Below are 22,061 nucleotides of genomic sequence, written 5' to 3' on the forward strand. Positions count from 1 at the left end.
CGCCCAACGGAGAGGTGGCCGAGTGGTCGAAGGCGCACGCCTGGAAAGTGTGTAGGCGGGAGACCGTCTCCAGGGTTCGAATCCCTGTCTCTCCGCCATAACATCTAGACCAAGATGATTTTATGACAGCCGCCACTGCAAGTGGTGGCTTTTTGCGTTACTGCCCTTCCTCTGTGATCTTGTCTGCAACTTGTCAAATCGTGGTGATCGGTGCCCGAACGACAAAATGATAGACGTCTATCAAATAATGATATACGTCTATCAAAACTCGCGAACGCAGAGGGGCCGCAAGGATGGGAAAACCCACATTACATGATGTCGCGGCTGCGGCGGGGGTCAGCTACGCCACGGCGGACCGGGTGCTGAACAAGCGGGGCGGCGTGGCGAAGAAATCTCAGGACCGGGTGCGCGCGGCGATTGCTGATCTGGGCTACCAGCGTGACATCACCGCCGCCAATCTGTCGCGCCGCCGCCAGTACCGCTTTGCGGTGTTGCTGCCTGCGGCGCGGGAGGGGTTCTTTGCCGCGCTGCACGACGATCTGGAACAGGAGGTGGCCGCCCGCTCTCAGGCCCGCCAACAGATCACCATCACCCATGTGCCGCCCTTCGACGCTGCCGCGCTGACCCGCGCGATAGAAGGCTGCGCCGCAGAGGGTTACGACGGTGTCTGCCTCGTCGCGGTTGAGGATCCGGGCGTTGAAGCGGCGCTGACCCGGCTGCGGGCGCAGGGCGTTGCCGTGGTGACACTGGTTGCGGACAGTGCCGCGCAGGCCCGCGATACCTATGTTGGCATTGATAACCGTAGCGCCGGGCGCACCGCTGGTGATCTGATGCGGCTGGCCCATCGCGGTGGCGCAGCCTTTCGGGGTCAGGTCCTGCCCATCACCGGCAGCCTTAGCGCCCGTGACCATGCCGACCGCTATGCGGGCTTTTGTGATGTGGTGGCCGCAGATCTACGCACCCTGCCGCCGCTGGAAACCGGCGATGATCCGGAGATCCTCGAACAGGCTTTGGGCCGCGCGCTGCGTGCCAACCCCGATATTACCGGCATTTACAATCTGGGGGCGGGTATTCCGGGCCTGATTTCGGCGCTTGCGACGATACAGCAGGACGACAGGCCGGTGGTGATCAGCCACGAACTTTGCCCGGCCACTCGCGATGCAGTGGCGCAGGGGCTCATTGATGCGGTTATTGATCAGAAACCGGCGCAGGAAATCACCGCCGCCCTTGCCGCGCTTGTCGCCCTCAGTGACGGGCAGTCGGTTGATCCAGTGGCGGGGCAAATCACCCCGGCGGTTCATTTCAAACACAACATGCCCCCGCAGTCTGCGGTCGGGCCAGAAGAGGGGGCCTGACCATGGCTGGCTATTTCGACGACATCGCGGCAATCACCTACAATCCAGATGGCGACGGGCTGGCCTATCGCCACTACAACCCCGATGAAATGATCATGGGCAAACGGATGGAGGACCACCTGCGCTTTGCCGTTTGCTACTGGCACAACTTCGTGTGGGAGGGGAACGACCCCTTTGGCGGCCAGACGTTTCAGCGCCCGTGGTTCCCCGCCGACACCATGGATCTGGCACGTATGAAGGCCGATGCCGCCTTTGACATGTTCCGCATCCTTGGCGTGCCGTATTACTGTTTCCACGATCACGATATCCGGCCAGAGGGCGACAGCCTCGCCGAAAGCCACAAACGCCTCAGCACCATGGGCGACGTGCTGGAACAGAAGATGGCTGATGGTGGCCCGAAACTTTTATGGGGCACGGCCAATATGTTCTCCAATCGCCGCTATATGTCCGGCGCCAGCACCAACCCCGACCCGGATGTCTTTGCCTATTGCGCCTCCACCGTGCGCGCCTGCATGGATTTGACCCATCGTCTGAATGGCGAGAACTATGTCCTCTGGGGCGGGCGTGAGGGCTATGAAACCCTGCTCAACACCGATCTGTCGCGGGAGCTGGAGCAGATGGGCCGCTTCCTGTCGATGGTGGTCGATTACAAACATAAAATCGGCTTCAAAGGGGCGATCCTGATCGAACCGAAGCCGCAGGAGCCGACCAAACACCAATATGACTACGACGTGGCCACGGTTTATGGCTTCCTCAAACGCTTTGGTCTTGAGGATGAGGTGAAGGTGAACATTGAACAGGGCCATGCGATCCTGGCTGGTCACAGCTTTGAACATGAGATCGCCATGGCCAACGCGCTGGGGATCTTCGGCTCCATCGACATGAACCGCAATGACTATCAGTCCGGTTGGGACACCGATCAGTTTCCCAACAATGTGCCGGAGGTGGCGCTGGCCTACTACGAAATCCTGCGCGGCGGCGGGCTGAAGACGGGTGGCACCAATTTCGACGCCAAACTGCGGCGTCAGTCACTGGATGCCGAGGATCTGATTGCCGCCCATGTGGGCGCGATGGATGTCTGCGCACGTGGCCTGCGTGCCGCCGCCGCCATGTTGGAGAGCGACAGCCTGGAGGCCAAGCGTCGGGATCGTTATGCCGGTTGGACCCGTGCCGAGGCGCAGGCCTATCTGGCCGAGGGGGCCACCCTTGACGCCATCGCCGATCAGGCTGAGGCCAAGGCGCTCAACCCGCAGCCGGTTTCCGGCCGTCAGGAACAGCTGGAGACGCTGGTCAACCGCTTTGTCTGAGGCGACAGGACCACGGCGCAATCGGGAGAGGGACAAATATGTATCTTGGCATTGATCTTGGCACATCGGGGCTGCGCGCGCTGATGACCGATGCAGCGGGCAGGCCCGTCGCCTCGGCAGAGGCGCAGTATAACGTGCAGACCCCTCACCCCGGCTGGTCGGAACAGGATCCGGGTGACTGGATCACCGCGCTGGATCAGGCGATGGACCAGCTGCGGGATACCCCCGGCTACGGAGACATTTGTGGCATTGCGGTTGCCGGTCATATGCATGGCGCGGTTTTGCTGGATGGTTCCGATCAGGTGCTGCGGCCCTGCATCCTGTGGAACGACACCCGTTCGGCGACCGAGGCCGCAGAACTGGACGCGACAGCGCAGGTCCGTGATCTGAGTGGTAATATCGTCTTCCCCGGTTTCACCGCGCCGAAACTTTTGTGGGTGCAGCGCCACGAGCCGGAGATCTTTGCCGATGTGGCCAAAGTTCTTTTGCCTGCGGCTTACCTCAACCTGCATCTGACCGGGCGCCATGTGGCGGATATGTCCGATAGCGCGGGCACCTCCTGGCTGGATGTCGGCGCGCGGGACTGGTCAGAGCAGTTGCTGAAGGCTGGGCAGATGCGGCGCGATCAAATGCCGGATCTGGTCGAGGGCTGTGCGCCAGCAGGTCAGTTGCGCAGTGATTTGGCCCGCCACTGGGGGCTGACCGGGCCTGTCACAATTGCGGGGGGCGCAGGTGACAATGCCGCTGCGGCCTGTGGCACTGGCGTGATGGCTGCGGGGCAGGGGTTTGTGTCACTTGGCACATCGGGCGTGGTGCTGACGGCGCGGGATGGGTTCCACCCTGATGCGCAGACAGCTGTGCATACCTTTTGTCACGCGATCCCGGATCGCTGGTATCAGATGGGCGTCATGCTATCGGCGACCGACTGCATGAACTGGCTGGGCCGCATCACCGGGCGCAGTCCCGCGGATCTGACGGCATGTCTTGGCGATCAGCTGCGGCCACCGGGGCCGGTGACATTCATGCCCTATCTTTCGGGAGAGCGGACACCGCATAACTCAGCCAGCCTGCGTGGTGGGTTTCAGGGGCTGTCGATCTCAACCACGTCTGAGGATTTGGCCATAGCGGTCATGGAGGGGGTTTCATACGGGTTGCGGGACTGTCTGGAGGCCTTGCGCGCCACCGGGGCCGAGCTTAGCAGCTGTCTGGTTATCGGCGGGGGCAGCAAGTCCGGCTATTGGGTCAAGCTGCTCGCCACTATATTGGATCTACCGTTGCAGCTGCCCAAAGGTGGTGAGTTTGGCGCCGCTTTAGGTGCGGCACGACTGGCGCAGATTGCGGTGACGGGTGCGGCCCCGGCAGAGATCCTGACCGCGCCGGATATCGCAGCGACGGTGATGCCGGATTCCAATCTGCGCGATGGGTTCGACGCGGGCTATGCGGCGTTTCGTGCGCGGGTGTCTGCGTTGACCTAGCGACATCTGTTGGTCAGCCAGAGAATTCTGGTGTGGACCGAATCGAATTTACCCAGCGATCTCACGACAAGTTGCTTTGAATTATCCATATTGTTGCGTGCCATAGGACAACCCGTCCTCGGCGGGCCCTGAACATCTCAGGGGTGCGCGCCTGTGTCGCGACATCGCGCAAGCGTTGATTGTTCGAGATTTGAGAACAAACCCTGCGCGATTGGGCCGTGTCCTGCACTGGCACCCGCTGCCTTGGTCGAAACCGGAAACAATCAAAGCGCGCTGCCCACGCTTCTGCGGCTGCGCTGTCCAGGAACAGCGGGGGTCGATATGACGTAATTAAGATTTTGTTCTTTTTTGGGCAGATCTCCATGCGTATGGTGAAGACACGCTGCCGGAGAATTACCGGCGCTCTCTTCATTGCTGCGCTTGTGGTGCGGCCCACTTAAATAACACTGAAAGCAGGCGATTGGCCGGTTGCAGTTTCTCTGCGACCGGGTGGGTGCCGCTTTATCGACGGAGATTTCGACGTGCCCTGTTTTGCCTCCGGGACCACAATCGCCACACCCTATGGTGCCTGCGCCGTTGAAGATCTGAGTGTGGGGGACCGCGTGGTGACCCGTGACAATGGCCTGCAACCCATTCGCTGGATCGGGCAGCGGCAGCTGGATCGCGCTGCCTTGCAGGCGGTAGCGCATCTTCAGCCCGTGCTGATCGCAGAAGGCGCACTTGGCAATGGGATGCCGGAACGGGATCTGCTGGTCAGCCCCAACCACCGCGTGCTGATCTGCAATGACAAAACAGGGTTTTATTTTGAAGACCGCGAAATCCTGGTGGCAGCAAAACATCTGACCGGTCTGTCAGGGGTCGATGCCGTTGAGACCACCTGTATCGACTATGTTCATTTTACCTGTGACGCGCATGAGGTGGTGTCGTCGGGTGGGGCCTGGATTGAATGTTTCCAGCCCGCAGATCAATCCCAACGTGGCACGGACCGTGGGCAGCGGGATGAGGTTTTGACACTGTTTCCAGAACTGGCCGCCCAGGCCCCGCTGCCCGCTCTTGCACAGCTAAAACGCGTAGGTCGCAAAACAGAGGCGCAGTGGTTCATTCACTGACCTAATCCCGAGGCCTACCCCCTTGGGCAGGGGAGCAGCCGTTCAGGATCCGGTTGGGGCGTGGCGTTGCGCGCGCCAATTTGCCCAAGCCTCTGGCGTGTCCAGATCGGTGAGCGCGTGTTGGTCTGGCAGGGCTACAGTGGCGATTTTTTCGCTGTTCTGGATCGCTGATTTGACAAGGGCGCGCGCGCCTTTATCGCCCTGTAATTGAGCCAGGGCGGTGAAATGGCGGCGCGGGAAAATCACCGGATGCCCGAAACGGCCATCGGCCGCCGTGGCGCGCAGGATCATGTCCGGCGCTGCGGCAAAACCGGAGATCACCTGCCGCAGATCCTCTTGGGTCAGCTCTGGCATGTCGGCGGGCAGAATCATCACGCCATCATAATCCGGTCCTACAGCGGCGACCCCGGTGCGGATAGAGGCCCCCATGCCTTCGGCGGCATCGGGGACATAGACCGCGGTTGCGGAGCGCATGTTGTTCAGGATCAGTGTGGCGCGGGGATGGGACGCGGCAGGCAGGGTGACATAGGTGTCATGGCCCGTGGCCAGTGCTGCCGCACAGATCCGGCTGAGCAGGGGACTGGCATCAATGTGTTCCAGCAGTTTGTCACGTCCGCGCATACGACGGGCAGCCCCGGCGGCAAGAATGAGAATGGCGATGTTGATCATCAGTATCGCCCCCTGGCGCTCGGCGGGGCTGTTGGATGCCTCCGGTGGGGATATTTTGGGTCAGAAGAGAGGGCGGGTCCAGCAAAAGCGGCGGTGAAAGGTCAGAGATGCTGACAGGATGTTTCGCGTGCGAAACATTGGGGCCGATATATGCCCCATCTGTTGCGCGATATCTGTTGTTTAGCGCGCGCCGGGCGCGCAACAGGGGGGGAGGTGGGTCAGTTCATCTGACCCACCTATGGGGTTAGCCGCGCATGCGGGCGCCGTCGGCGTCAAACAGCGGCTCGGTGATCAGCCGTGCAGCGCGCAGTTTGCCAAGGATTTCGATCTCCACCTCCAGACCGTCCTGTGCCAGATCACGGGGGATGAGCCCGAGGGCAATGGATTTCTGCGCGTGATGGGAATAGCCGCCCGACGTACAGAAGCCGACCACAGCGCCATCGTGCCAGATGGGTTCGTAGGCGACCACATCGGCGTCCTCTGCTGCCACCTCAAAGGCGCAGAGTTTGCGGGCGGGGCCTGCGTCGCGTTCGGCCTCCGCTGCGGCGCGACCGATGAAATCGGCGTCTTTCTTGAAAGAGATGAAGCGATCCAGGCCGGTTTCCGCAGCGGTGTAGTCCGGGGAGAATTCGCTGAGCCAGGAGCCGAAGAATTTATCCAGACGCAACGACATCATCGCCCGCATGCCAAAAGGCTTCATGCCATGCGTTTGGCCTGCGGACCAAAGGCTGTCCCAGAGGGCGCGTTGGCTGGGCAGGTCGCAGTAGATCTCATAGCCCAGATCACCGGTGTAGCTGACCCGCTGCACGATACAGTCGGCCATGCCAACTGTCATGCGGCGCACATCCATAAAGCGCATGTCGGAGACATCCTGACGGGTGCAGGCTTGCAGAACCTCCGTCGCGCGGGGGCCTGCGATCTGAAAACCGTTGCAGGCGTCGGAGATGTTCTCAAGGTTGATGCCCTCGTCCAGGTGCTGGAGGAACCAGCGCATATGGTAGGCCTGAAAGCCATAGGAGGCGGTAAGCTGGAATTCGTCCTCGGACAGGCAGGAGATGGTGAAATCCCCGATCAGGCGACCTTTGGGGGACAGCATCGGGGTCAGCGACAGGCGGCCCGGTTGCGGCACCCGGCCGGCCATGATGCGGTCGAGCCAGGCGCGCGCACCTGCGCCCCGAATGCGGTATTTGCCGAAGTTATGTACCTCGTTGATGCCGACGGCGTCGCGCACGGCTTTGACCTCGCGCGCGGTGGCCGCAAAGGCGTTGGAGCGGCGGAAGGACGGGGTCTCGTAGCGCGGCTCGTCCCCTTCGGCGAAGTAGTTCGGAACCTCAAGCCCGTATTGCGCGCCCCAGACCGCGCCCATGCCATCGAAAGTATCGTACATCGGCGTGGTGCGGAACGGGCGGGCGGCGGGCAGTTCTTCGTTCGGGTAGGCGATGGAGAAACGTTTCTGGTAGTTTTCAATCACCTTAGGCCGGGTGTAACCCGGTGTGATCCAATCGCCAAAGCGGGCCGTGTCCATGGCAAAGGTGTCGCGTTCGCATTCGCCCTCCACCATCCATTGCGCCAGCATCAACCCGACGCCGCCGCCCTGGGAGAAGCCGGCCATGACGGCGCAGGCGGACCAGTAGTTGCGCATGCCGGGCACCGGGCCGACCAGCGGGTTGCCATCCGGGGCAAAGGTGAAGGGGCCGTGGATTACTGATTTGACGCCTGCGCGTTCCAGCGCGGGAAAGCGGTTGTAGGCAAAGGCGATGCTGTCCTCGATTTTGTCGAAATCATCGGGCAGCAGCTCATGGCCAAAATTCCATGGGGTGCCATCGACGGCCCAGGGTTTGCAGGGTTGTTCGTAAAAGCCGATGCAGAGGCCGCGGCCCTCTTGTCTGAGATAGCTTTCACCGGCGGGGTCCATCACATGCGGATGCTCGCCACCTGCGTCGATGATACCGGCAATCTCCGGCACTTCATCGGTGACGATATACTGATGTTCCATCGGGTGCAGTGGGAAGTAGATCCCGGCCATGGCGCCGACCTCGCGCGCCCAGAGACCACCGGCGTTGACGATGTGTTCGGCGTGGATGGTGCCCTTGTCGGTGACCACATCCCAGGTGCCGTCCGGGCGCTGGTTGGTTTCAACCACCTTGCAGTGGGTCTCAATCGTGGCGCCGCCCATGCGCGCGGCCTTGGCGTAGGCGTGGGTGGTGCCGGAGGGGTCGAGGTGGCCGTCGAGCGGATCATAGAGGCCGCCAACAATGCCGTCGATATTGGTCACGGGCGCGATTTTGGCGATTTCTTCGGGGGAGACGATTTCGGTTTCCAGCCCCATGAACTGGTGTTTGGCGCGCTCTGCCTTCAACATGTCAAAGCGTTCCTGAGTTTCGGCCAGGGTGACGCCGCCAACGTGGTGGAGGCCGCAGGACATGCCGGTGATCGCTTCCAGCTCTTTATATAACTTGATGGTATAGCCCTGAAGGGCGGCCATATTGGTATCGCCATTGAGGGTATGGAAGCCGCCGGCTGCGTGCCAGGTGGAGCCGGAGGTGAGTTCCGAGCGTTCCAAGAGCATCACATCGGACCAGCCAAGCTTGGTCAGATGATAGAGCACCGAGCAGCCTACAACGCCGCCGCCAATAACTGCCACCCGTGTCGTCGTCTTCATTGTCCATCCCCTGTTAGGTTGCGTGGCTTATTCTGGACATATGTGAACAGTAGTCCAGCAAAAATACGACACAGCATGTCGCTGATGACGGGCAGATCGCCGGATCCCCGTGCCGGGCCGCTTTGTGCGAGCAGCAAAAGACAAGGCCGCAACATGTGATGCTGCGGCCCTGATGTCGGGGGATTGGGCGCGCTAAGGCGTCAGTTCAGCGGGCGGATTTTCAGCTCGGTCACCCGGTTGCCTTCGCGGGCGGTGACCTCAAGGCGGAAATTGTGGAAGGAGAACACCTGACCCACGATCGGGATCATCTGTGCCTCGTGGATGACCAGCCCGGCGATGGTATTGGCCTCTTCGTCGGGCAGGTTCCAATCGGTTGCGCGGTTGAGATCGCGGATCGTGGTGGAGCCTTCGACCAGATAATTGCCGTCGCTGGTCTTGCTGATGACGGTGTCTTCGTCCGGGTCGAATTCATCGGTGATCTCGCCGACGATTTCCTCAAGGATGTCTTCGAGCGTGATCAGCCCCTGAAGGGTGCCATATTCATCAACCACGAGCGCAAAATGGGTGCGGGCGCGCAGGAACTGGCGCATCTGTTCGTCCAGCGTCGTGGTTTCGGGGATGAAATACGGCGGCTTGGTCACGCTGGTGATGTTAAAGTTGCGCAAAGAGGCGGCATCGCCATCAGGGCCACCGATCTGGGCGTACATTTCCCGCAGCAGATCCTTGGCATGCAACACGCCGATGATGTTTTCCGGTTCGTCCTTGAACACCGGCAGGCGGGTGTGCGGCGAGGTCAGGCATTGTTCGAGGATCTTCTGCGGTTCAAGGCTGGCGTCGATCATCTCGATATTAGAGCGGTGCAGCATGATTTCTTCGACAAAGCGGTCCGAGAGGTCGAGCGCGCCGAGAATCCGGTCGCGATCTTCCTTTTCTACAACGCCTTCGGAATGGCCAAGATGCAAGGCACCGGCGATTTCTTCGCGTACCGCCATAATGTGACTGTCAGGATCAATGCGCACGCCGAACAATCCAAGTACGCCGCGCACGAAGAGCCGCACCGCGCCAACCACGGGGGCCAGCAGCGTGACCAATATGCCAATTGGGGGGGCGACGGCGGAGGCGGCTTTTTCAGGGTTCGAAATGGCGTAGGTCTTGGGCAGGACTTCGGCGAAGATCAGCACCAGCAGGGTCATGACGAGGGTCGCCAGCGCGACACCGCTTTCGCCCAATGCGCGGGTGAACAGCGCGGTCGCCAGCGATGTTGCGAGGATGTTTACCAGGTTGTTGCCCAGCAGGATTGAGCCGATCAGCCGTTCGCTGTCTTCGGTGATCGCAAGCGCGCGTTTGGCCCCGTTGGAGCCCTTGTCGGCCTGCGAACGCAGCTTGCCCCTCGAGGAGGCCGTCAAGGCGGTTTCAGAGCCAGAGAAGAATCCTGACAGAACCAATAAGAAGACAATTGCACCGGCGGTGGTCCAAAAGGTGGAGTCGGCAAAGGTCGAGGTGCTGTCCATCATATTCCCGAAAAGAGTAGTGAGATCACCATGGTTATGGGGTGCCAGCCGCGCTGTCGCAAGGGGGCGGGATGGCATGTCGCAGCCTGAGATGCTGTATTTATCTTTAGTCGTCGGATTCTGTGTCGTCCGGGTGCAGGGGGGCTGCGTGATCTGGCGGGCTCCCGGCGGGGCGGGCAAGCGGGTGATGTTCCAGCACCAGCTCGCTCAACCGGGCATCCAGTACATGGGTGTAGATTTCGGTTGTGGCGATGTCGGCATGGCCCAGCAGCGCCTGAATGGCCCGCAGATCGGCCCCATTGGTCAGAAGATGCGTGGCAAAGGCGTGGCGCAGGGTGTGGGGAGAGACAGCCTCGGGCGCGATGCCGCCGGTGACCGCAAATTCCTTGATCAGCAGATAAAACCGATGCCGGGTCAGATGGCCGGATTTCCCGCGTGAGGGGAACAGGAAACGCGATGGCGCTGCCCCTTTGGCAACGGCAGCCTCATCCGTTTTATCGCGCACCGACAGCCAGACCGCAAGCGCATCGCGGGCAGGCGGCGACAGGGGCACCATACGTTCTTTGCCGCCCTTGCCCAGCACCAGCAACATGCGCGGATCGCCCCGCGCGGCGGCGACGGGCAGGCCGACCAGCTCGCTTACCCGCATGCCGGTGGCATACAGCAGCTCCATCATGCAGGTGTTGCGCAGCCGGTCCGACAGGTTACGGCCGGATTGCCGCGCGGCGTCCAGCAGGCGATCCACCTCGATCACTTCCAGCGTTTTGGGCAGGGCTTTCTGTCGCCCCGGTCCTTTGATCTGGATCGCGGGATTGTCGCTGCGCCAGCCTTCGTCAAAGGCAAAGCGATAGATCTGTTTGATTGCAGAGAGGCGGCGCGCACGGGTGGCGCGCGACAGCCCTTCCGCATTGCAAGAGATCAGATAGGCCTCAATATCGGTGCGGTTGGCGGTGCCAAAGGCGAGACGTTTGTGTTTCAGCCAAGAGGCCGCGTCCTTCAGGTCGCGGCCATAGGCCAATAGCGTATTATGCGCCGCGCCCAGATCTGCGGCCTGCGCATCCAGAAAGGTGGCAATCCATTGCAGGTCATCCTGCGGAGCGTTGGCGGGCGGGGTCATCAGCGGGGGTATTTCATGGCGCGACGTCAGCGCCTGTCCAGCAACAACAGCTGGAGCGCGGCGCGTCGGGCAGTGTCTTCCAGGCCAACGGCACGGAAGGTCGTCAGCGCATCCGTAAGATCGCCAAGATTGCCATCGGCTCCCCGTGCAAAGAGATCCATTGCGCGCAGGATCGACTCACCCAATTGGCCGTTGTCCAAAAGCCGTTGCAGTTTGTGTGGTGCAGCACTCTCGGGACCAAAGGCGGCGGCGATGGCCTGTTCCACCCCGGTGTGGGCCAGATCAGCCGTAGGGATCCCCTGTGCCACGGCCGCGAGAAAGGCATGTTTGCCACGGGTTTGTGGCTGACTGTGAGAGGCGGTTTCATAGGTGGGGGCCAGGAGGCGGATGCGCCAGGCCAGTTCTTCGGCACTGCCGTCAAGGGGAATCCGCGCCAGCGAATCTGCAAAGAGATCGGCAAAAGCGGTTTCGATCTGCGCCGCCTTCATGGCGCGCCAGACTTTGGGCAGGGTTTTGCTCACAGCCTCGCTGCTGCCGGTTTCAAGCGCGGTTTCAAAGCGTTGCAGCGCTGCAACCCGGTCCCAGATCCCGCCCGAGGCGGCAGGCGAGCGGGCGCTATAGAGCCCTAGCAGGTGATTGGGATTTAACGCGCCAATGCGGGCCAGCCGTTCGGCGGCTTCCAGTTGGGCCTTCCAACCGGCCACATCGCGCAGATCCGCCGCGGCAAAAGCGCGTGGCAGATTGGCAGTGGGCCGACGCTCTCCGATGGTCTCATACAGGCGGAAGGTCAGCGGATCGGGCGATTTCGGCGCGCGCAGCGGGGCGGCATCTTCAAAGATATCTGGGTTGAGGAAACGGTCGAGCAGATCAAGCTGGCGGTTGTCCACCAGCTCCAGTGCATGGGCGGCCTCTAGCAGCAGCGCGGCGGTGGGCCAGTCCCCCAGCCGGGCGGCGCAGAAGATGCGGGCGGCATAATCCGGGGCCAGATGTGGCTTGACTTGCAGGGTGATGCAGGCCTTCTGCTCATCTCCGGTCAGTAATGTGGCATCGAACCAGCGTTTGAAACGCGCCTTGGTGCGATCTGGGTCGGCCTGTTCGGCCAGCGCCTGCGTGGGATCGGGTGCGCCGAGATCCATCAACCGGTCCAGCCGCGCCAGCAGCAGGGTCTCGCCGCCCTCAACCGGAGGACGGGTTTCCGACAGCAGCAGCGTGAACATCAACGATTGCATCGCGGGTGATTTCTGCACGTGGACACTGGCCAGCAGGGCGGCAACCTCATCCGCGTTGCTGCCGCGCCAGAGATCGACGGGCAGACCGGTTGAGGCAGGTTTTACCAACCCGATGGGTGTCACCAGGCTGGCCAACGGGGTGACGGTTATCTCTGGGCGGCGGGCGGTGTCGGCAACGGGCGGCTCCAGCAGAACAGTTCCCGGCAACCCTGCGTCGGGCGCAGGTGTCGCCAGCCAGTCGATTGCCGCCAGCGGATCCTGCGGTGTGGGTGCCTTGGTCGGGGTCGTTTTTGGGGCGGCTTTGGATGTCGTCTGGAGGGGCTGCACAGCTGCGGGTGCGGCGGGTGATTGCGCCGGGGCCGGAGCGGGGCCTGCAAGTGTGAAACCCGCGCAAAGCCCAAGACACAACGTCAGGTTCAGCCCACGGCGGCTTGGGCTGAACCGTGATTGCCCAGCCGGTTGGTCAGGCCCCACGCCGATGGCGCGGGATCTGAAAGACAATACGGCAGCAGATGACTCGCTGCGTTGTGGTCTAGTCGGCATTCAATACCACCGGTTTGCGGACCTCTGCGGTGGGGGCATCAAAATCAGCCCCAAACCACGGTCCGACATAGGCATAGATCACCAATCCGATCGCTGCCAGAATAACAATATAAAGTAGATATTTGATCAATCGCCCCATGGGTGTCCCGCTGACTGCTTCTTTGGCTTTTGTGCAAGTTATATATGGCCTTTTTAGCAATATCACGTCATTCACTGAAGAATGAGCGAAAAAGAGCAAACACTCAGTGGCGCGGGTGACCGCCGGGTGCCCGGAGCGCTGAAAAAAACCATCGTGATGGTGGGGATGATGGGGGCGGGGAAGACCGCCGTGGGGCGGGCCCTGGCGGCGCGTCTTAAAGCCCCGTTCCTAGACAGCGATCACGAAATCGAAACCGCAGCCAACCGCACCATCCCGGAAATTTTTGCCCGCGATGGTGAGCCGTTCTTTCGACAGAAGGAGCGACAGGTGATCCGGCGTCTTCTGGATGAAAAACGCTGTGTGCTGTCCACGGGGGGCGGCGCTTTTCTGTCTGAAGAAAACCGCAATATTATCTCAGAGCGCGGCATCGCGGTCTGGTTGCAGGCCGATCTGGATGTGCTGTGGGGCCGGGTGAAGCATCGCGATACGCGACCCCTGCTGCGCACCGATGATCCCCATGCGACATTGGCCGGGCTCTACCGTGACCGGGTGCCGTATTATGCCAAGGCCGATTTGACAGTGGTGTCAGACGGGCAGGCGTCGATTGATGATATGGCGGGTCGGGTGGTCGAGGCGCTGCGCGCGCACCCGGATGTGCTGGACTGGGTATGAGGAAAGAGAACGCGATGGAACGTGTGGTCCATGTTGCGCTGGGAGAGCGCGCTTATGATGTGGTGATCGGGCCGGATCTGCTGGCTGATGTGGGCGCCCGTCTGCGGCCGATGCTGCGCCGCCCGCAGGTGGCGGTGCTGACAGATGAGACTGTTGCGGCACATCACCTCGCAGCGTTGCGGGCCGGTCTGGCGCGTGCTGACATTGAGATGCAGGCACTGGCGCTGCCCCCGGGCGAGAGCACCAAAGCCTGGCCGCAGTTCAGCCGGGCGGTGGAATGGCTGCTGGAACAGAAGGTGGAGCGCAGTGATATCGTCATCGCCTTTGGGGGCGGTGTGATTGGTGATCTTGCGGGCTTTGCGGCAGCGGTGCTGCGGCGCGGGGTGCGGTTCGTGCAGATCCCGACCTCGCTTCTGGCGCAGGTCGACAGCTCGGTCGGGGGCAAGACCGGCATCAACGCGCCACAGGGCAAGAACCTGATCGGAGCGTTTCATCAACCTGCGCTGGTGCTGGCGGATACCTCGGTACTGGGAACCTTGCAGCCGCGCGATTTTCTGTCGGGCTATGGCGAGGTGGTGAAATACGGGCTGTTGGGTGATGCGGAGTTTTTCGCATGGCTTGAAGAAAACGGACCCGCATTGGCAGCGGGCAATATGGCGGCGCGGGTCGAGGCGGTGACGCGTTCGGTTCAGATGAAGGCCGATATCGTCGTGCGAGATGAGACCGAGCAGGGCGACCGCGCGCTCTTGAACCTTGGTCATACCTTCTGTCACGCGCTGGAGTCGGCAACCGGCTATAGCGACCGGCTGCTGCACGGTGAAGGGGTGGCAATTGGCTGTGCGCTGGCGTTTGAACTGTCGGCGCGGCTGGGTCTGTGCAGCCAGGAAGACCCCAGTCGGGTGCGCGCGCATCTAAAGGCGATGGGCATGAAAACCGACCTGTCCGACATTCCCGGCGATCTGCCCGATGCGGCGGCGCTGCTGGCGCTGATGGGGCAGGACAAAAAAGTGGTCGACGGTCAGCTGCGGTTTATTCTGGCGCGCGGCATTGGTCAGGCTTTTGTGACTGCTGACGTACCGCAGGATGCTGTCCTGACTGTGCTGAGCGATGCGCTGACGCAAAAGCCCTGATGTGATGCCAGGCTGACCGGCCGCGCAAGGCACACGGTACGCATGATGCGCTGACCACAGCCCCCGCCAAGAGGTGGGGGCTGTTTCGCATTTGCAGAGGTGCGATGTGTTCTGAGCGTGTCAGGCCCTGGCTGTGTCAGGCCAAGGCGCAAGCTTGGACGTAAAAAAATATGCAGATCCGCGACGGACCTGCATATTCAGCTGTGCAGATAATTCTGCGGTGTTTAGAACGGGATTTCGTCGTCGTCGATGTTATGCGATGCGCCGCCCTGGCTGCCGCCGCCAAAGCCGCCGCCCTGATTGCCACCGCCCTGGCTGCCGCTGTCGTAACCACCGCCGCCGCCATAGCTGCCGCCGCCACCCTGGCCGCCATAGCTACCACCGCCGCTGCCACCTTGGCCACCGCCTTCGCCGCGTCCGTCCAGCATAGTGAGGGTAGAGCCAAAGCCCTGTAGGACGACCTCGGTCGAATAACGGTCCTGACCGCTCTGATCCTGCCATTTACGTGTCTGCAACTGGCCTTCGATATAAACCTTGGAGCCTTTGCGCAGATATTGTTCTGCCACGCGCACCAGACCTTCGTTGAAGATCGCAACAGAGTGCCATTCGGTGCGCTCTTTGCGTTCGCCAGTGTTGCGATCTTTCCAGTTTTCCGAGGTGGCGATGCGCAGGTTGCACACTTTGCCGCCGTTCTGGAAACTGCGCACTTCGGGGTCACGGCCAAGGTTGCCGATCAGGATTACTTTGTTGACTGAGCCTGCCATGGGGTCTGTCCTCTTGGTCTGGTCTTTGGGGCGTGAAATTGGGCCACGGTCGGATGTTGCATAACCTCCAACCAAGCGATTTCAGCGTGCCCCATCAGGGTATGAATTCTATCCGGTCCGAATCTGGTCGCGCCGGGTTGGCGGCCACAGTATCGTTCCCGGTCGGTACATGAAAGTCGGCTGATGGCGATATCGTAACTGATCTGTGCATTTTACATCGCGGCAGGCGGGCGCGATAATCTGCGACTACGGCGCGTATGGCACGGGGCTTCCAAGGTGCTTTTCTTTTTAGTTAATCCAGCTATAGTTTCGCGCAATTGGGGCAGGGTAGGCGGTATTCATGTTTAAGCTGTTGATGGGGGTTGGTCTGGTCGCAGGTATCGTAGGCCAGATGGCGATGGCTGATATGTTCAGCACAAAAAGTCAGCGCAAGCTGTTTGCATCGCACGCCCGTGTGCTGGATGAACGCGCCGCTGGTCAGTATAAGAATTCAATCCGCCTACAGCCGCCGACCATTCATACCCCGTCGAAATATGGCAGCCTTCCCTACAGCGGCAAATATCGGGGTGAGTATCTGCATGTGGCGCGCTCCGCAGCGCAGAAACATGGCGTGCCCGAAGACCTGTTCCTGCGGCTGGTGCAACAGGAAAGCGGCTGGAACCCAAGTGCGAAATCCCACAAAGGTGCGTTGGGTCTGGCACAGCTGATGCCGGCCACCGCCAAGGCGCTTGGCGTGGATGCCACTGACCCCAAGCAGAACCTGGAAGGCGGTGCGCGCTATCTGGCGCGACAATACCGCAAGTTCGGGTCCTGGCGTCTGGCGCTGGCAGCCTATAACGCAGGCCCGGAAGCGGTGCGCAAACATGGCGGTGTGCCGCCCTACCGCGAAACCCAGAATTACGTGAAGAAGATCTGGGGCAGCTGATTGCGCAGGGTCGTGCTGGTATCGCGGCGCGGCTGATCCGGCATATGTCACCGAATATGGAATGGGCCGCTCGGCAGGGATTTGCGCATGTGAGAATGGGCTGTAAGCGGTCTTTTGCCGTCAATAGGGGATGCGTTGTTAATCTCCTGATAATTTCCCTTAATGCCGCGTTAACTTCGTTATGCCGCCAGAAAGTTGCCTTAATCTTTTGTCAATTATTCCCGAAGGTACAGAAGAGGAATATGCCGGTGACTATCAAGCGCTTTGACGAACGTCTTGCCCAGATGCAATGGCAGCCCCAGGCGGGTCCATCGCCACAGATCGTTGACAGCGTTATGGCAGAGCGCCCGTCATTGGCGATCCGTGGAGTGGAATACACGCTGGCGGGGGCAATTCTGGGCATTCTGATCGGGGTCGGGCTCAAAGGGATCTACACCCCCAGTTCGCCATGGGGGCCGGGCACCGGGACGATGGGGCTGGCCATTGGCAGTGCCGCCTTGGCCGGGGCTGGATTGTCACTGGTGGCAGCCGTTGTCGCCGCGCTGCGGTACCGCCAGATGCCACGCCTGATGCAATTTTCTTCGATGAACCTGCTGATTATCGTCATGCTGCTGCTCAGCTGAGCGGTGCCCAGGCGCGCGCAGATGCGGGCGCGCCTGAATACTGGGTCTGAATACTGGGCCTGATGAATTGCCGCCTGCTACTCTGCCGCGATCTTGATCACTGGCTCCATTTCATCCAGATCAGCATCGCTGAGGTGGCATTTCACCTGATGGCCACCCTGTAACATGCGCACCGGCGGAACCTCTATCTCACAGAGGTTGCCTGCGACCTTGGATTTCCAGCGGCACCGGGTTTGGAACGGGCAGCCGGGCGGCGGGTTCATCGCAGATGGGATATCGCCATCCAGCACGATGTGGCGTTTCTCCACTTTGGTATCGGCAATCGGCACCGCGCTCAGCAGCGCTTCGGTATAGGGGTGATAGGGGGGTGAGAACACCTGATCGGTGGTGCCCAGTTCGACCACATGGCCGAGATACATCACCATGACCCGGTCCGACAGATACCGCACGATGCTGAGGTCATGGGAGATGAACAGCAGCGTGGTTTTTTCCTTGCGTTGGATTTCCATCAACAGATCTGTGACGGCGGCCTGCACCGACACATCCAGCGCCGAGACCGGTTCGTCGGCGACAACGATACGCGCGCCACCAGCAAAGGCGCGGGCAATGCCAACGCGCTGTTTCTGACCGCCTGACAGCTGGCGCGGCATCCGATCGGCAAAGGCACGGGGCAGTTTCACCAGATCCAGCAGTTCCAGCATTCGCTCCCGGCGGGCGGCAGTGCTGTCACCGATTCCAAAGATTTCCAGCGCCCGGACGATCTGACGGCCCACGGTCATCGACGGGTTCAGCGTGTCAAACGGGTTCTGGAACACCATCTGCACATCGGACACCGTGCGGGTGTCGCGGTGCTCGATTGGGGTGGCTTCAATGTTTTTGCCATCCAGCTGGATTTCACCATCGGTGGCGGTCTCCAGTCCCATCAACACCTTGGCAAAGGTGGATTTGCCGCAGCCGCTCTCGCCGACGATGGCAAGGGTTTCGCTCTCGCGGGCCTCAAAGCTCAGCGTTTCGTTGGCCTTCACCACCTTGCGCGCGCCGCTGTCGAACAGCGCATTGGCCGAGACCTCGTAGTATTTGCGCAGATTATCGATCTTGAGCACAACCTTGCCCACGTCGGGCTTTTCTTTTTGCTCAGCGGCTTTGATCGGCGCGTTCCAGTCAATTTCGGCGTGGCGCAGGCAGCGGGTGTGATGACGGTCATTGCCATGCACTGCTGCCATCGGGATCTCTTGCGCATCGCAGCGCCCGGCCTCGAAATAATCGCAGCGTGGGCCAAAATTGCAGCCGGGGGGGCGTTCATGCGGCAGCGGGAAGTTGCCGGGGATTGCCACCAGTGGGCGGGCGTTCTTGTCCGCGCCCGGCAGCGGAATCGACCGGAACAGCGCCTGTGTATAGGGATGTTGCATCTCGTCGAATACATCATGGATGGAGCCGCGCTCCACCGCCTCGCCGGAATACATCACACACAGGCGGTCGCAGGTCTCCAGCACCAGGCCGAGGTTATGCGAGATGAACAGCATCGAGGTGCCGTATTTCTTGCCCAGATCTTTGACCAATTCGACAACAGCAGCTTCAACTGTCACATCCAGCGCGGTGGTGGGCTCATCCAGGATCAGCAGCGAGGGTTTCGACATCAGCGCCATGGCAATGACGATGCGCTGCTGCTGGCCACCCGACAGCTGATGCGGAAAAGAATTCAGCATACGTTCGGGGTCGGGCAGGCGCACATCGGTCACCACCTCTAGTGCGCGGTTATACGCTTCTTGCTTGCTGACGCCCTCATGGATCATCGGCACTTCCATCAGCTGTTTGCCGATCTTCATCGCTGGGTTCAGCGAGGCCATCGGCTCCTGATAGATCATCGCGATCTCATTGCCGCGAATGTCGCGCAGCTCATCCGGGCTGAGGGTCGCCAGATCACGGCCCTTGAACTTGATGGAGCCGCCAACGATGCGCCCATTTTTGCCCAGATCCTGCATAACGCCAAGCGCCACCGTAGACTTGCCGCACCCAGATTCCCCGACCAGCCCCACGGCCTCGCCGGGTTGCACGGCAACAGAGAAATCCATCACCGCAGGAATCTCCCGCAGTCGGGTAAAGAAAGAGATCGACAGCTTGTCGATTTCCAGTATCGGGCCGTCATACTCTGCCAGTTTGTTCATCTTGGTCTCCCTGGTGGGCCAGTTGTCACCGCAAAGGCGTCTTCCAGCTCCAAATATCTCGGGGGTCCGGGGGCAGCGCCCCCGGTACGTTCACTTCAATCCCTCAGGCTTTCTTCGCGCAGGCCGTCTGCCAGAAGATTGAGCCCCAGAACCAGTGTCAGCAGGGCAATCGCTGGTGGCAGCGCAGGGTGCAGATAGATCGACAGCAGCTTGCGTCCGTCATTGATCGTGCTGCCCCAGTCCGGGCTTTCGGGCGGCAGGCCTAACCCGAAAAACCCCAAAGTTCCCAACAGGATGGTGGTGTATCCAATGCGCAGGCAGAAATCGACGATCAACGGGCCACGGGCGTTCGGCAGGATCTCCCACAGCATGATGTACCAAGGCCGCTCTCCGCGTGTTTGGGCTGCGGCCACATAGTCGCGGGTTTTGATGTCCATCGTCAGGCCGCGCACAATGCGGAAAACCGTGGGCGAATTCACAAACACCACCGACACAAACACCACCAGAATGCCGCCGGGCACGTCAAAGAGATCGACGGGCCAGAAATCGATCTTGGACCCGGTCTCATTGATCAACGATAGATAGATGATGGCGCCCGGGACCAACACCAGCGCCAGCCACAGTGCATTGTGCTGCGGCCGCGTGCGAAACCGTGAATGGATCAGCACGCCGATAAAGATCAGAGGAAAAGCAAACAGCACCACAGCGATATATTGCGGCAGTCCGGTTTCGATGATCTCGGGTGTGACCAGCAGATAAAACAGCAGGATCACTGGAAAGGCGAGGATCAGATTGGCCATAAAGGACAGCACCGTATCCCACAGACCGCCATAATACCCCGCAGGCAGCCCCAGTGTGATCCCAACCATAAAGGCAAACAGCGTGGCCAGAGGCGCGATCTGCACCACCACCCATGCGCCGTCAATCAATCGGCTAAAGACATCACGGGCGAGGTTATCACCGCCCAAAAGATACCAGGCGGCGATGCCGCTGTCGGCCTCGGCACCGGGCAACGGTGTGCCGGGCAGCTTGTTCTTAAGGCCAGAAACCTGCGCTAGCGGGTCATGCGGTGCGATCAGATCCATGGCACCGAGAACGCCCGCGAAAACCCAGAACATTACCAAACCAAAGCCGATCATGCCGATGGGGCTGTCAAACAACTTGCCATAAAGACCAAGACGTCGCTTGAAGGTGATCGAGAAGACAAACAGCAGGATCAGCGCTGTCCATACCGGCAGCAGCAACCGTGCCATGGCACCTACGATGCCACCGCTGGCGCCAAACAGCAGTCCAAAGACGATATAGACCACGACCAATGTGGTGACGGTCAGAAAACTGTAGTGTACCGCACGTCCCGCCAGCATGTCAGGCGTCGCAGCGAGGCCTGCGCTGCCATGGGAATTCACCACAGCAGTGCGGCCCGTGGTCACAACGCTAAGCACCAGCCAAGCGACGATCGAAAATGCCAGAGCAATCAATGCAAGGATTAGCACTGGGTTTAGAAATGAGAGACTCCCGGTCCAGTTGAGAGGGTCCATTGTACGTTCCTCCTTCAGGAAATCCGGATGCGTGGGTTAAGGTAAACATAGCCGATGTCAGAGATTAGCTGCGTCAGCAGCACCACGACAACGGAGACCACCGAGACCCCCAAGAGAAGTTCGATGTCATTGTTGCCCGCCGCTTCGACCAACGCCCAGCCAAAGCCCTTGTAATTGAACAGGGTTTCGACAATGACCACGCCGTTCAAAAGCCATGGGAATTGCAGCATGATCACCGTGAAAGGCGCAATCAGCGCGTTGCGCAGAGCGTGGCGCATGACGATCTTGGGAAAGCTGACCCCCTTGAGCCGCGCGGTGCGGATATATTGCGCGGTCATCACCTCAGTCATCGAGGCGCGGGTCATTCGGGCGATATAGCCAATCCCATAGAGCGCGATGGTCAGCACCGGCAGAAAGAAATTCTCAAACGTTGGCTCTTTCATCGCTGAGGTCGCGGTGCCCTTGAACCATTTGAGGCCAACAGCTGAGGAGGTGAAGACGGCAATGAAAATCACGCCGGAGACATATTCCGGTGTTGCGGTGGTCAGGATCGAGGCCGTGGAAAGTGATCGGTCGGTGACAGAGCCTTCGCGCATGCCGGCCAGGACACCGATCAGCAGCGCTGATGGCACCATGACGATCAGCACCCACATCATCAGATAGGCGGTATTGCCCAGGCGAACCTCGATGATATCCCAGACGCCATCCTTAAACCTGGTGGAATAGCCCCAGTCCCCCTGTAGTACACCGCAGAACAACGGCGCGGCCTCGGCCTCTTCCGGCGTGGCAACACCAGCAATGCAGCGGCCGGTGACGCCCGCGTCGGTGACTGTCGTCCAGCCGGGCAGCACCCCCAACCACTGGCCATATTTCACCGGCATCGGCTGAAGATAGCCGTTTTTATCCAGCCAGCTGGCGACGGCCTCGTCCGACATGCGGAAGTTGCCCTCGGTTTTGGCTAGTTTTTCGAGGTTCGGATAGAGATTGGTCAGAAGGAACACGATGAAGGTGAGGCAGAGCGCCGTCAGGATCATCACGCCCGTGCGGCGCAGAATAAAGAGTCCCATGCAAAGTCCTGTTGGTCTGGCACGCGCGGTCGGGGCAACGCAGAGACTGCGCTACACCAGA

General features: G+C 60.7%; 18 protein-coding genes and 1 tRNA gene. 9 read left to right on the forward strand and 10 right to left on the reverse strand.

From position 1 onward, the window contains the following. Positions 1–8 precede the first annotated feature (8 nt). The 5 genes from PhaeoP97_RS06910 to PhaeoP97_RS06930 all read left to right on the forward strand — a co-directional run bounded on the left by PhaeoP97_RS06910 (position 9) and on the right by PhaeoP97_RS06930 (position 5,246). Positions 9–98, forward strand: a tRNA-Ser gene (locus PhaeoP97_RS06910). Between the two features lie 195 nt (positions 99–293). Beyond that, positions 294–1,355 carry a LacI family DNA-binding transcriptional regulator gene (locus PhaeoP97_RS06915; RefSeq protein ID WP_072504447.1) on the forward strand — a complete coding sequence of 354 codons (1,062 nt, stop codon included), beginning with the start codon at positions 294–296 and terminating at the stop codon, positions 1,353–1,355. Between the two features lie 2 nt (positions 1,356–1,357). Continuing rightward, positions 1,358–2,662 (forward strand): xylose isomerase, encoded by a 1,305-nt coding sequence (xylA, locus tag PhaeoP97_RS06920; protein ID WP_072504448.1) that lies wholly within the window; start codon positions 1,358–1,360, stop codon positions 2,660–2,662. Positions 2,663–2,700: 38 nt separating this feature from the next. Continuing rightward, a complete protein-coding gene (gene xylB, locus PhaeoP97_RS06925; RefSeq protein WP_072504449.1) occupies positions 2,701–4,137 on the forward strand; it encodes a xylulokinase in 1,437 nt (478 codons plus the stop codon). A 521-nt stretch (positions 4,138–4,658) separates the two neighbouring features. Then, the gene (locus PhaeoP97_RS06930; RefSeq protein WP_237028991.1) at positions 4,659–5,246 is read left to right on the forward strand and encodes a Hint domain-containing protein; all 588 of its coding nucleotides are present in this window, start codon (positions 4,659–4,661) and stop codon (positions 5,244–5,246) included. Positions 5,247–5,288: 42 nt separating this feature from the next. Here PhaeoP97_RS06930 and PhaeoP97_RS06935 read toward each other — a convergent pair whose 3' ends face one another. The 6 genes from PhaeoP97_RS06935 to PhaeoP97_RS20430 all read right to left on the reverse strand — a co-directional run bounded on the left by PhaeoP97_RS06935 (position 5,289) and on the right by PhaeoP97_RS20430 (position 13,116). Further along, complete coding sequence (locus PhaeoP97_RS06935) at positions 5,289–5,915, reverse strand: nucleotidyltransferase family protein (protein ID WP_072504451.1); 627 nt, start codon at positions 5,913–5,915, stop codon at positions 5,289–5,291. 244 nt (positions 5,916–6,159) lie between these two features. Beyond that, positions 6,160–8,577 carry a GcvT family protein gene (locus PhaeoP97_RS06940; protein WP_072504452.1) on the reverse strand — a complete coding sequence of 806 codons (2,418 nt, stop codon included), beginning with the start codon at positions 8,575–8,577 and terminating at the stop codon, positions 6,160–6,162. A 200-nt stretch (positions 8,578–8,777) separates the two neighbouring features. After that, the gene (locus PhaeoP97_RS06945; protein ID WP_072504453.1) at positions 8,778–10,088 is read right to left on the reverse strand and encodes an HlyC/CorC family transporter; all 1,311 of its coding nucleotides are present in this window, start codon (positions 10,086–10,088) and stop codon (positions 8,778–8,780) included. A 106-nt stretch (positions 10,089–10,194) separates the two neighbouring features. Further along, on the reverse strand, positions 10,195–11,205 hold the full coding sequence (locus PhaeoP97_RS06950) for a tyrosine recombinase (RefSeq protein ID WP_072504454.1): 1,011 nt from the start codon (positions 11,203–11,205) through the stop codon (positions 10,195–10,197). A 26-nt stretch (positions 11,206–11,231) separates the two neighbouring features. After that, positions 11,232–12,977, reverse strand: coding sequence for a hypothetical protein (locus tag PhaeoP97_RS06955; protein ID WP_072504455.1), 1,746 nt, complete (start codon positions 12,975–12,977; stop codon positions 11,232–11,234). Then, on the reverse strand, positions 12,967–13,116 hold the full coding sequence (locus PhaeoP97_RS20430) for a hypothetical protein (protein ID WP_192849685.1): 150 nt from the start codon (positions 13,114–13,116) through the stop codon (positions 12,967–12,969). Before PhaeoP97_RS20430 ends, PhaeoP97_RS06955 begins: the two co-directional genes overlap by 11 nt. 81 nt (positions 13,117–13,197) lie before the next feature. On the opposite strand from PhaeoP97_RS20430, the gene PhaeoP97_RS06960 reads away from it, so the two are divergent. Then, positions 13,198–13,788 carry a shikimate kinase gene (locus PhaeoP97_RS06960; RefSeq protein ID WP_072504456.1) on the forward strand — a complete coding sequence of 197 codons (591 nt, stop codon included), beginning with the start codon at positions 13,198–13,200 and terminating at the stop codon, positions 13,786–13,788. Positions 13,789–13,802: 14 nt separating this feature from the next. Then, positions 13,803–14,918, forward strand: coding sequence for a 3-dehydroquinate synthase (aroB, locus tag PhaeoP97_RS06965; RefSeq protein WP_072504457.1), 1,116 nt, complete (start codon positions 13,803–13,805; stop codon positions 14,916–14,918). 224 nt (positions 14,919–15,142) lie between these two features. Here the strand turns inward: aroB and ssb are convergent, their stop codons facing one another. Next, positions 15,143–15,682 (reverse strand): single-stranded DNA-binding protein, encoded by a 540-nt coding sequence (gene ssb / locus PhaeoP97_RS06970; protein ID WP_072504458.1) that lies wholly within the window; start codon positions 15,680–15,682, stop codon positions 15,143–15,145. A gap of 340 nt (positions 15,683–16,022) precedes the next feature. On the opposite strand from ssb, the gene PhaeoP97_RS06975 reads away from it, so the two are divergent. Together PhaeoP97_RS06975 and PhaeoP97_RS06980 are read left to right on the forward strand one after the other, a co-directional pair. Beyond that, positions 16,023–16,607, forward strand: a complete 585-nt coding sequence (locus PhaeoP97_RS06975) for a lytic transglycosylase domain-containing protein (RefSeq protein WP_072504459.1) — start codon at positions 16,023–16,025, stop codon at positions 16,605–16,607. 242 nt (positions 16,608–16,849) lie between these two features. Then, positions 16,850–17,230 (forward strand): hypothetical protein, encoded by a 381-nt coding sequence (locus PhaeoP97_RS06980; protein WP_237028992.1) that lies wholly within the window; start codon positions 16,850–16,852, stop codon positions 17,228–17,230. Between the two features lie 77 nt (positions 17,231–17,307). Here PhaeoP97_RS06980 and PhaeoP97_RS06985 read toward each other — a convergent pair whose 3' ends face one another. The 3 genes from PhaeoP97_RS06985 to PhaeoP97_RS06995 all read right to left on the reverse strand — a co-directional run bounded on the left by PhaeoP97_RS06985 (position 17,308) and on the right by PhaeoP97_RS06995 (position 22,000). After that, positions 17,308–19,395: a dipeptide ABC transporter ATP-binding protein gene (locus PhaeoP97_RS06985; protein ID WP_072504460.1), complete on the reverse strand. Its 2,088-nt coding sequence runs from the start codon at positions 19,393–19,395 to the stop codon at positions 17,308–17,310. Positions 19,396–19,490: 95 nt separating this feature from the next. Beyond that, entirely contained in the window at positions 19,491–20,933 is a 1,443-nt protein-coding gene (locus tag PhaeoP97_RS06990) for an ABC transporter permease (protein ID WP_072504461.1), read from the reverse strand. 14 nt (positions 20,934–20,947) lie between these two features. Beyond that, positions 20,948–22,000 carry an ABC transporter permease gene (locus PhaeoP97_RS06995; protein WP_072504462.1) on the reverse strand — a complete coding sequence of 351 codons (1,053 nt, stop codon included), beginning with the start codon at positions 21,998–22,000 and terminating at the stop codon, positions 20,948–20,950. Positions 22,001–22,061 lie beyond the last annotated feature (61 nt).

The sequence above is a fragment of the Phaeobacter porticola genome (genome assembly GCF_001888185.1).
Classification (GTDB): Bacteria; Pseudomonadota; Alphaproteobacteria; order Rhodobacterales; family Rhodobacteraceae; genus Phaeobacter; species Phaeobacter porticola.

What these genes read in the sequence shown, in the direction of transcription:
- xylA (WP_072504448.1), top strand. Translation starts at nt 1,358, where the DNA reads ATGGCTGGCTATTTCGACGACATCGCGGCAATCACCTACAATCCAGAT.
- PhaeoP97_RS06915 (WP_072504447.1), top strand. Translation starts at nt 294, where the DNA reads ATGGGAAAACCCACATTACATGATGTCGCGGCTGCGGCGGGGGTCAGC.
- PhaeoP97_RS06940 (WP_072504452.1), bottom strand. Translation starts at nt 8,577, where the DNA reads ATGAAGACGACGACACGGGTGGCAGTTATTGGCGGCGGCGTTGTAGGC.
- PhaeoP97_RS06980 (WP_237028992.1), top strand. Translation starts at nt 16,850, where the DNA reads ATGCCGGTGACTATCAAGCGCTTTGACGAACGTCTTGCCCAGATGCAA.
- ssb (WP_072504458.1), bottom strand. Translation starts at nt 15,682, where the DNA reads ATGGCAGGCTCAGTCAACAAAGTAATCCTGATCGGCAACCTTGGCCGT.
- PhaeoP97_RS06960 (WP_072504456.1), top strand. Translation starts at nt 13,198, where the DNA reads ATGAGCGAAAAAGAGCAAACACTCAGTGGCGCGGGTGACCGCCGGGTG.
- PhaeoP97_RS06950 (WP_072504454.1), bottom strand. Translation starts at nt 11,205, where the DNA reads ATGACCCCGCCCGCCAACGCTCCGCAGGATGACCTGCAATGGATTGCC.
- PhaeoP97_RS06935 (WP_072504451.1), bottom strand. Translation starts at nt 5,915, where the DNA reads ATGATCAACATCGCCATTCTCATTCTTGCCGCCGGGGCTGCCCGTCGT.
- xylB (WP_072504449.1), top strand. Translation starts at nt 2,701, where the DNA reads ATGTATCTTGGCATTGATCTTGGCACATCGGGGCTGCGCGCGCTGATG.
- PhaeoP97_RS06995 (WP_072504462.1), bottom strand. Translation starts at nt 22,000, where the DNA reads ATGGGACTCTTTATTCTGCGCCGCACGGGCGTGATGATCCTGACGGCG.
- PhaeoP97_RS06975 (WP_072504459.1), top strand. Translation starts at nt 16,023, where the DNA reads ATGTTTAAGCTGTTGATGGGGGTTGGTCTGGTCGCAGGTATCGTAGGC.
- PhaeoP97_RS20430 (WP_192849685.1), bottom strand. Translation starts at nt 13,116, where the DNA reads ATGGGGCGATTGATCAAATATCTACTTTATATTGTTATTCTGGCAGCG.
- PhaeoP97_RS06945 (WP_072504453.1), bottom strand. Translation starts at nt 10,088, where the DNA reads ATGGACAGCACCTCGACCTTTGCCGACTCCACCTTTTGGACCACCGCC.
- aroB (WP_072504457.1), top strand. Translation starts at nt 13,803, where the DNA reads ATGGAACGTGTGGTCCATGTTGCGCTGGGAGAGCGCGCTTATGATGTG.
- PhaeoP97_RS06990 (WP_072504461.1), bottom strand. Translation starts at nt 20,933, where the DNA reads ATGGACCCTCTCAACTGGACCGGGAGTCTCTCATTTCTAAACCCAGTG.
- PhaeoP97_RS06985 (WP_072504460.1), bottom strand. Translation starts at nt 19,395, where the DNA reads ATGAACAAACTGGCAGAGTATGACGGCCCGATACTGGAAATCGACAAG.
- PhaeoP97_RS06955 (WP_072504455.1), bottom strand. Translation starts at nt 12,977, where the DNA reads ATGCCGACTAGACCACAACGCAGCGAGTCATCTGCTGCCGTATTGTCT.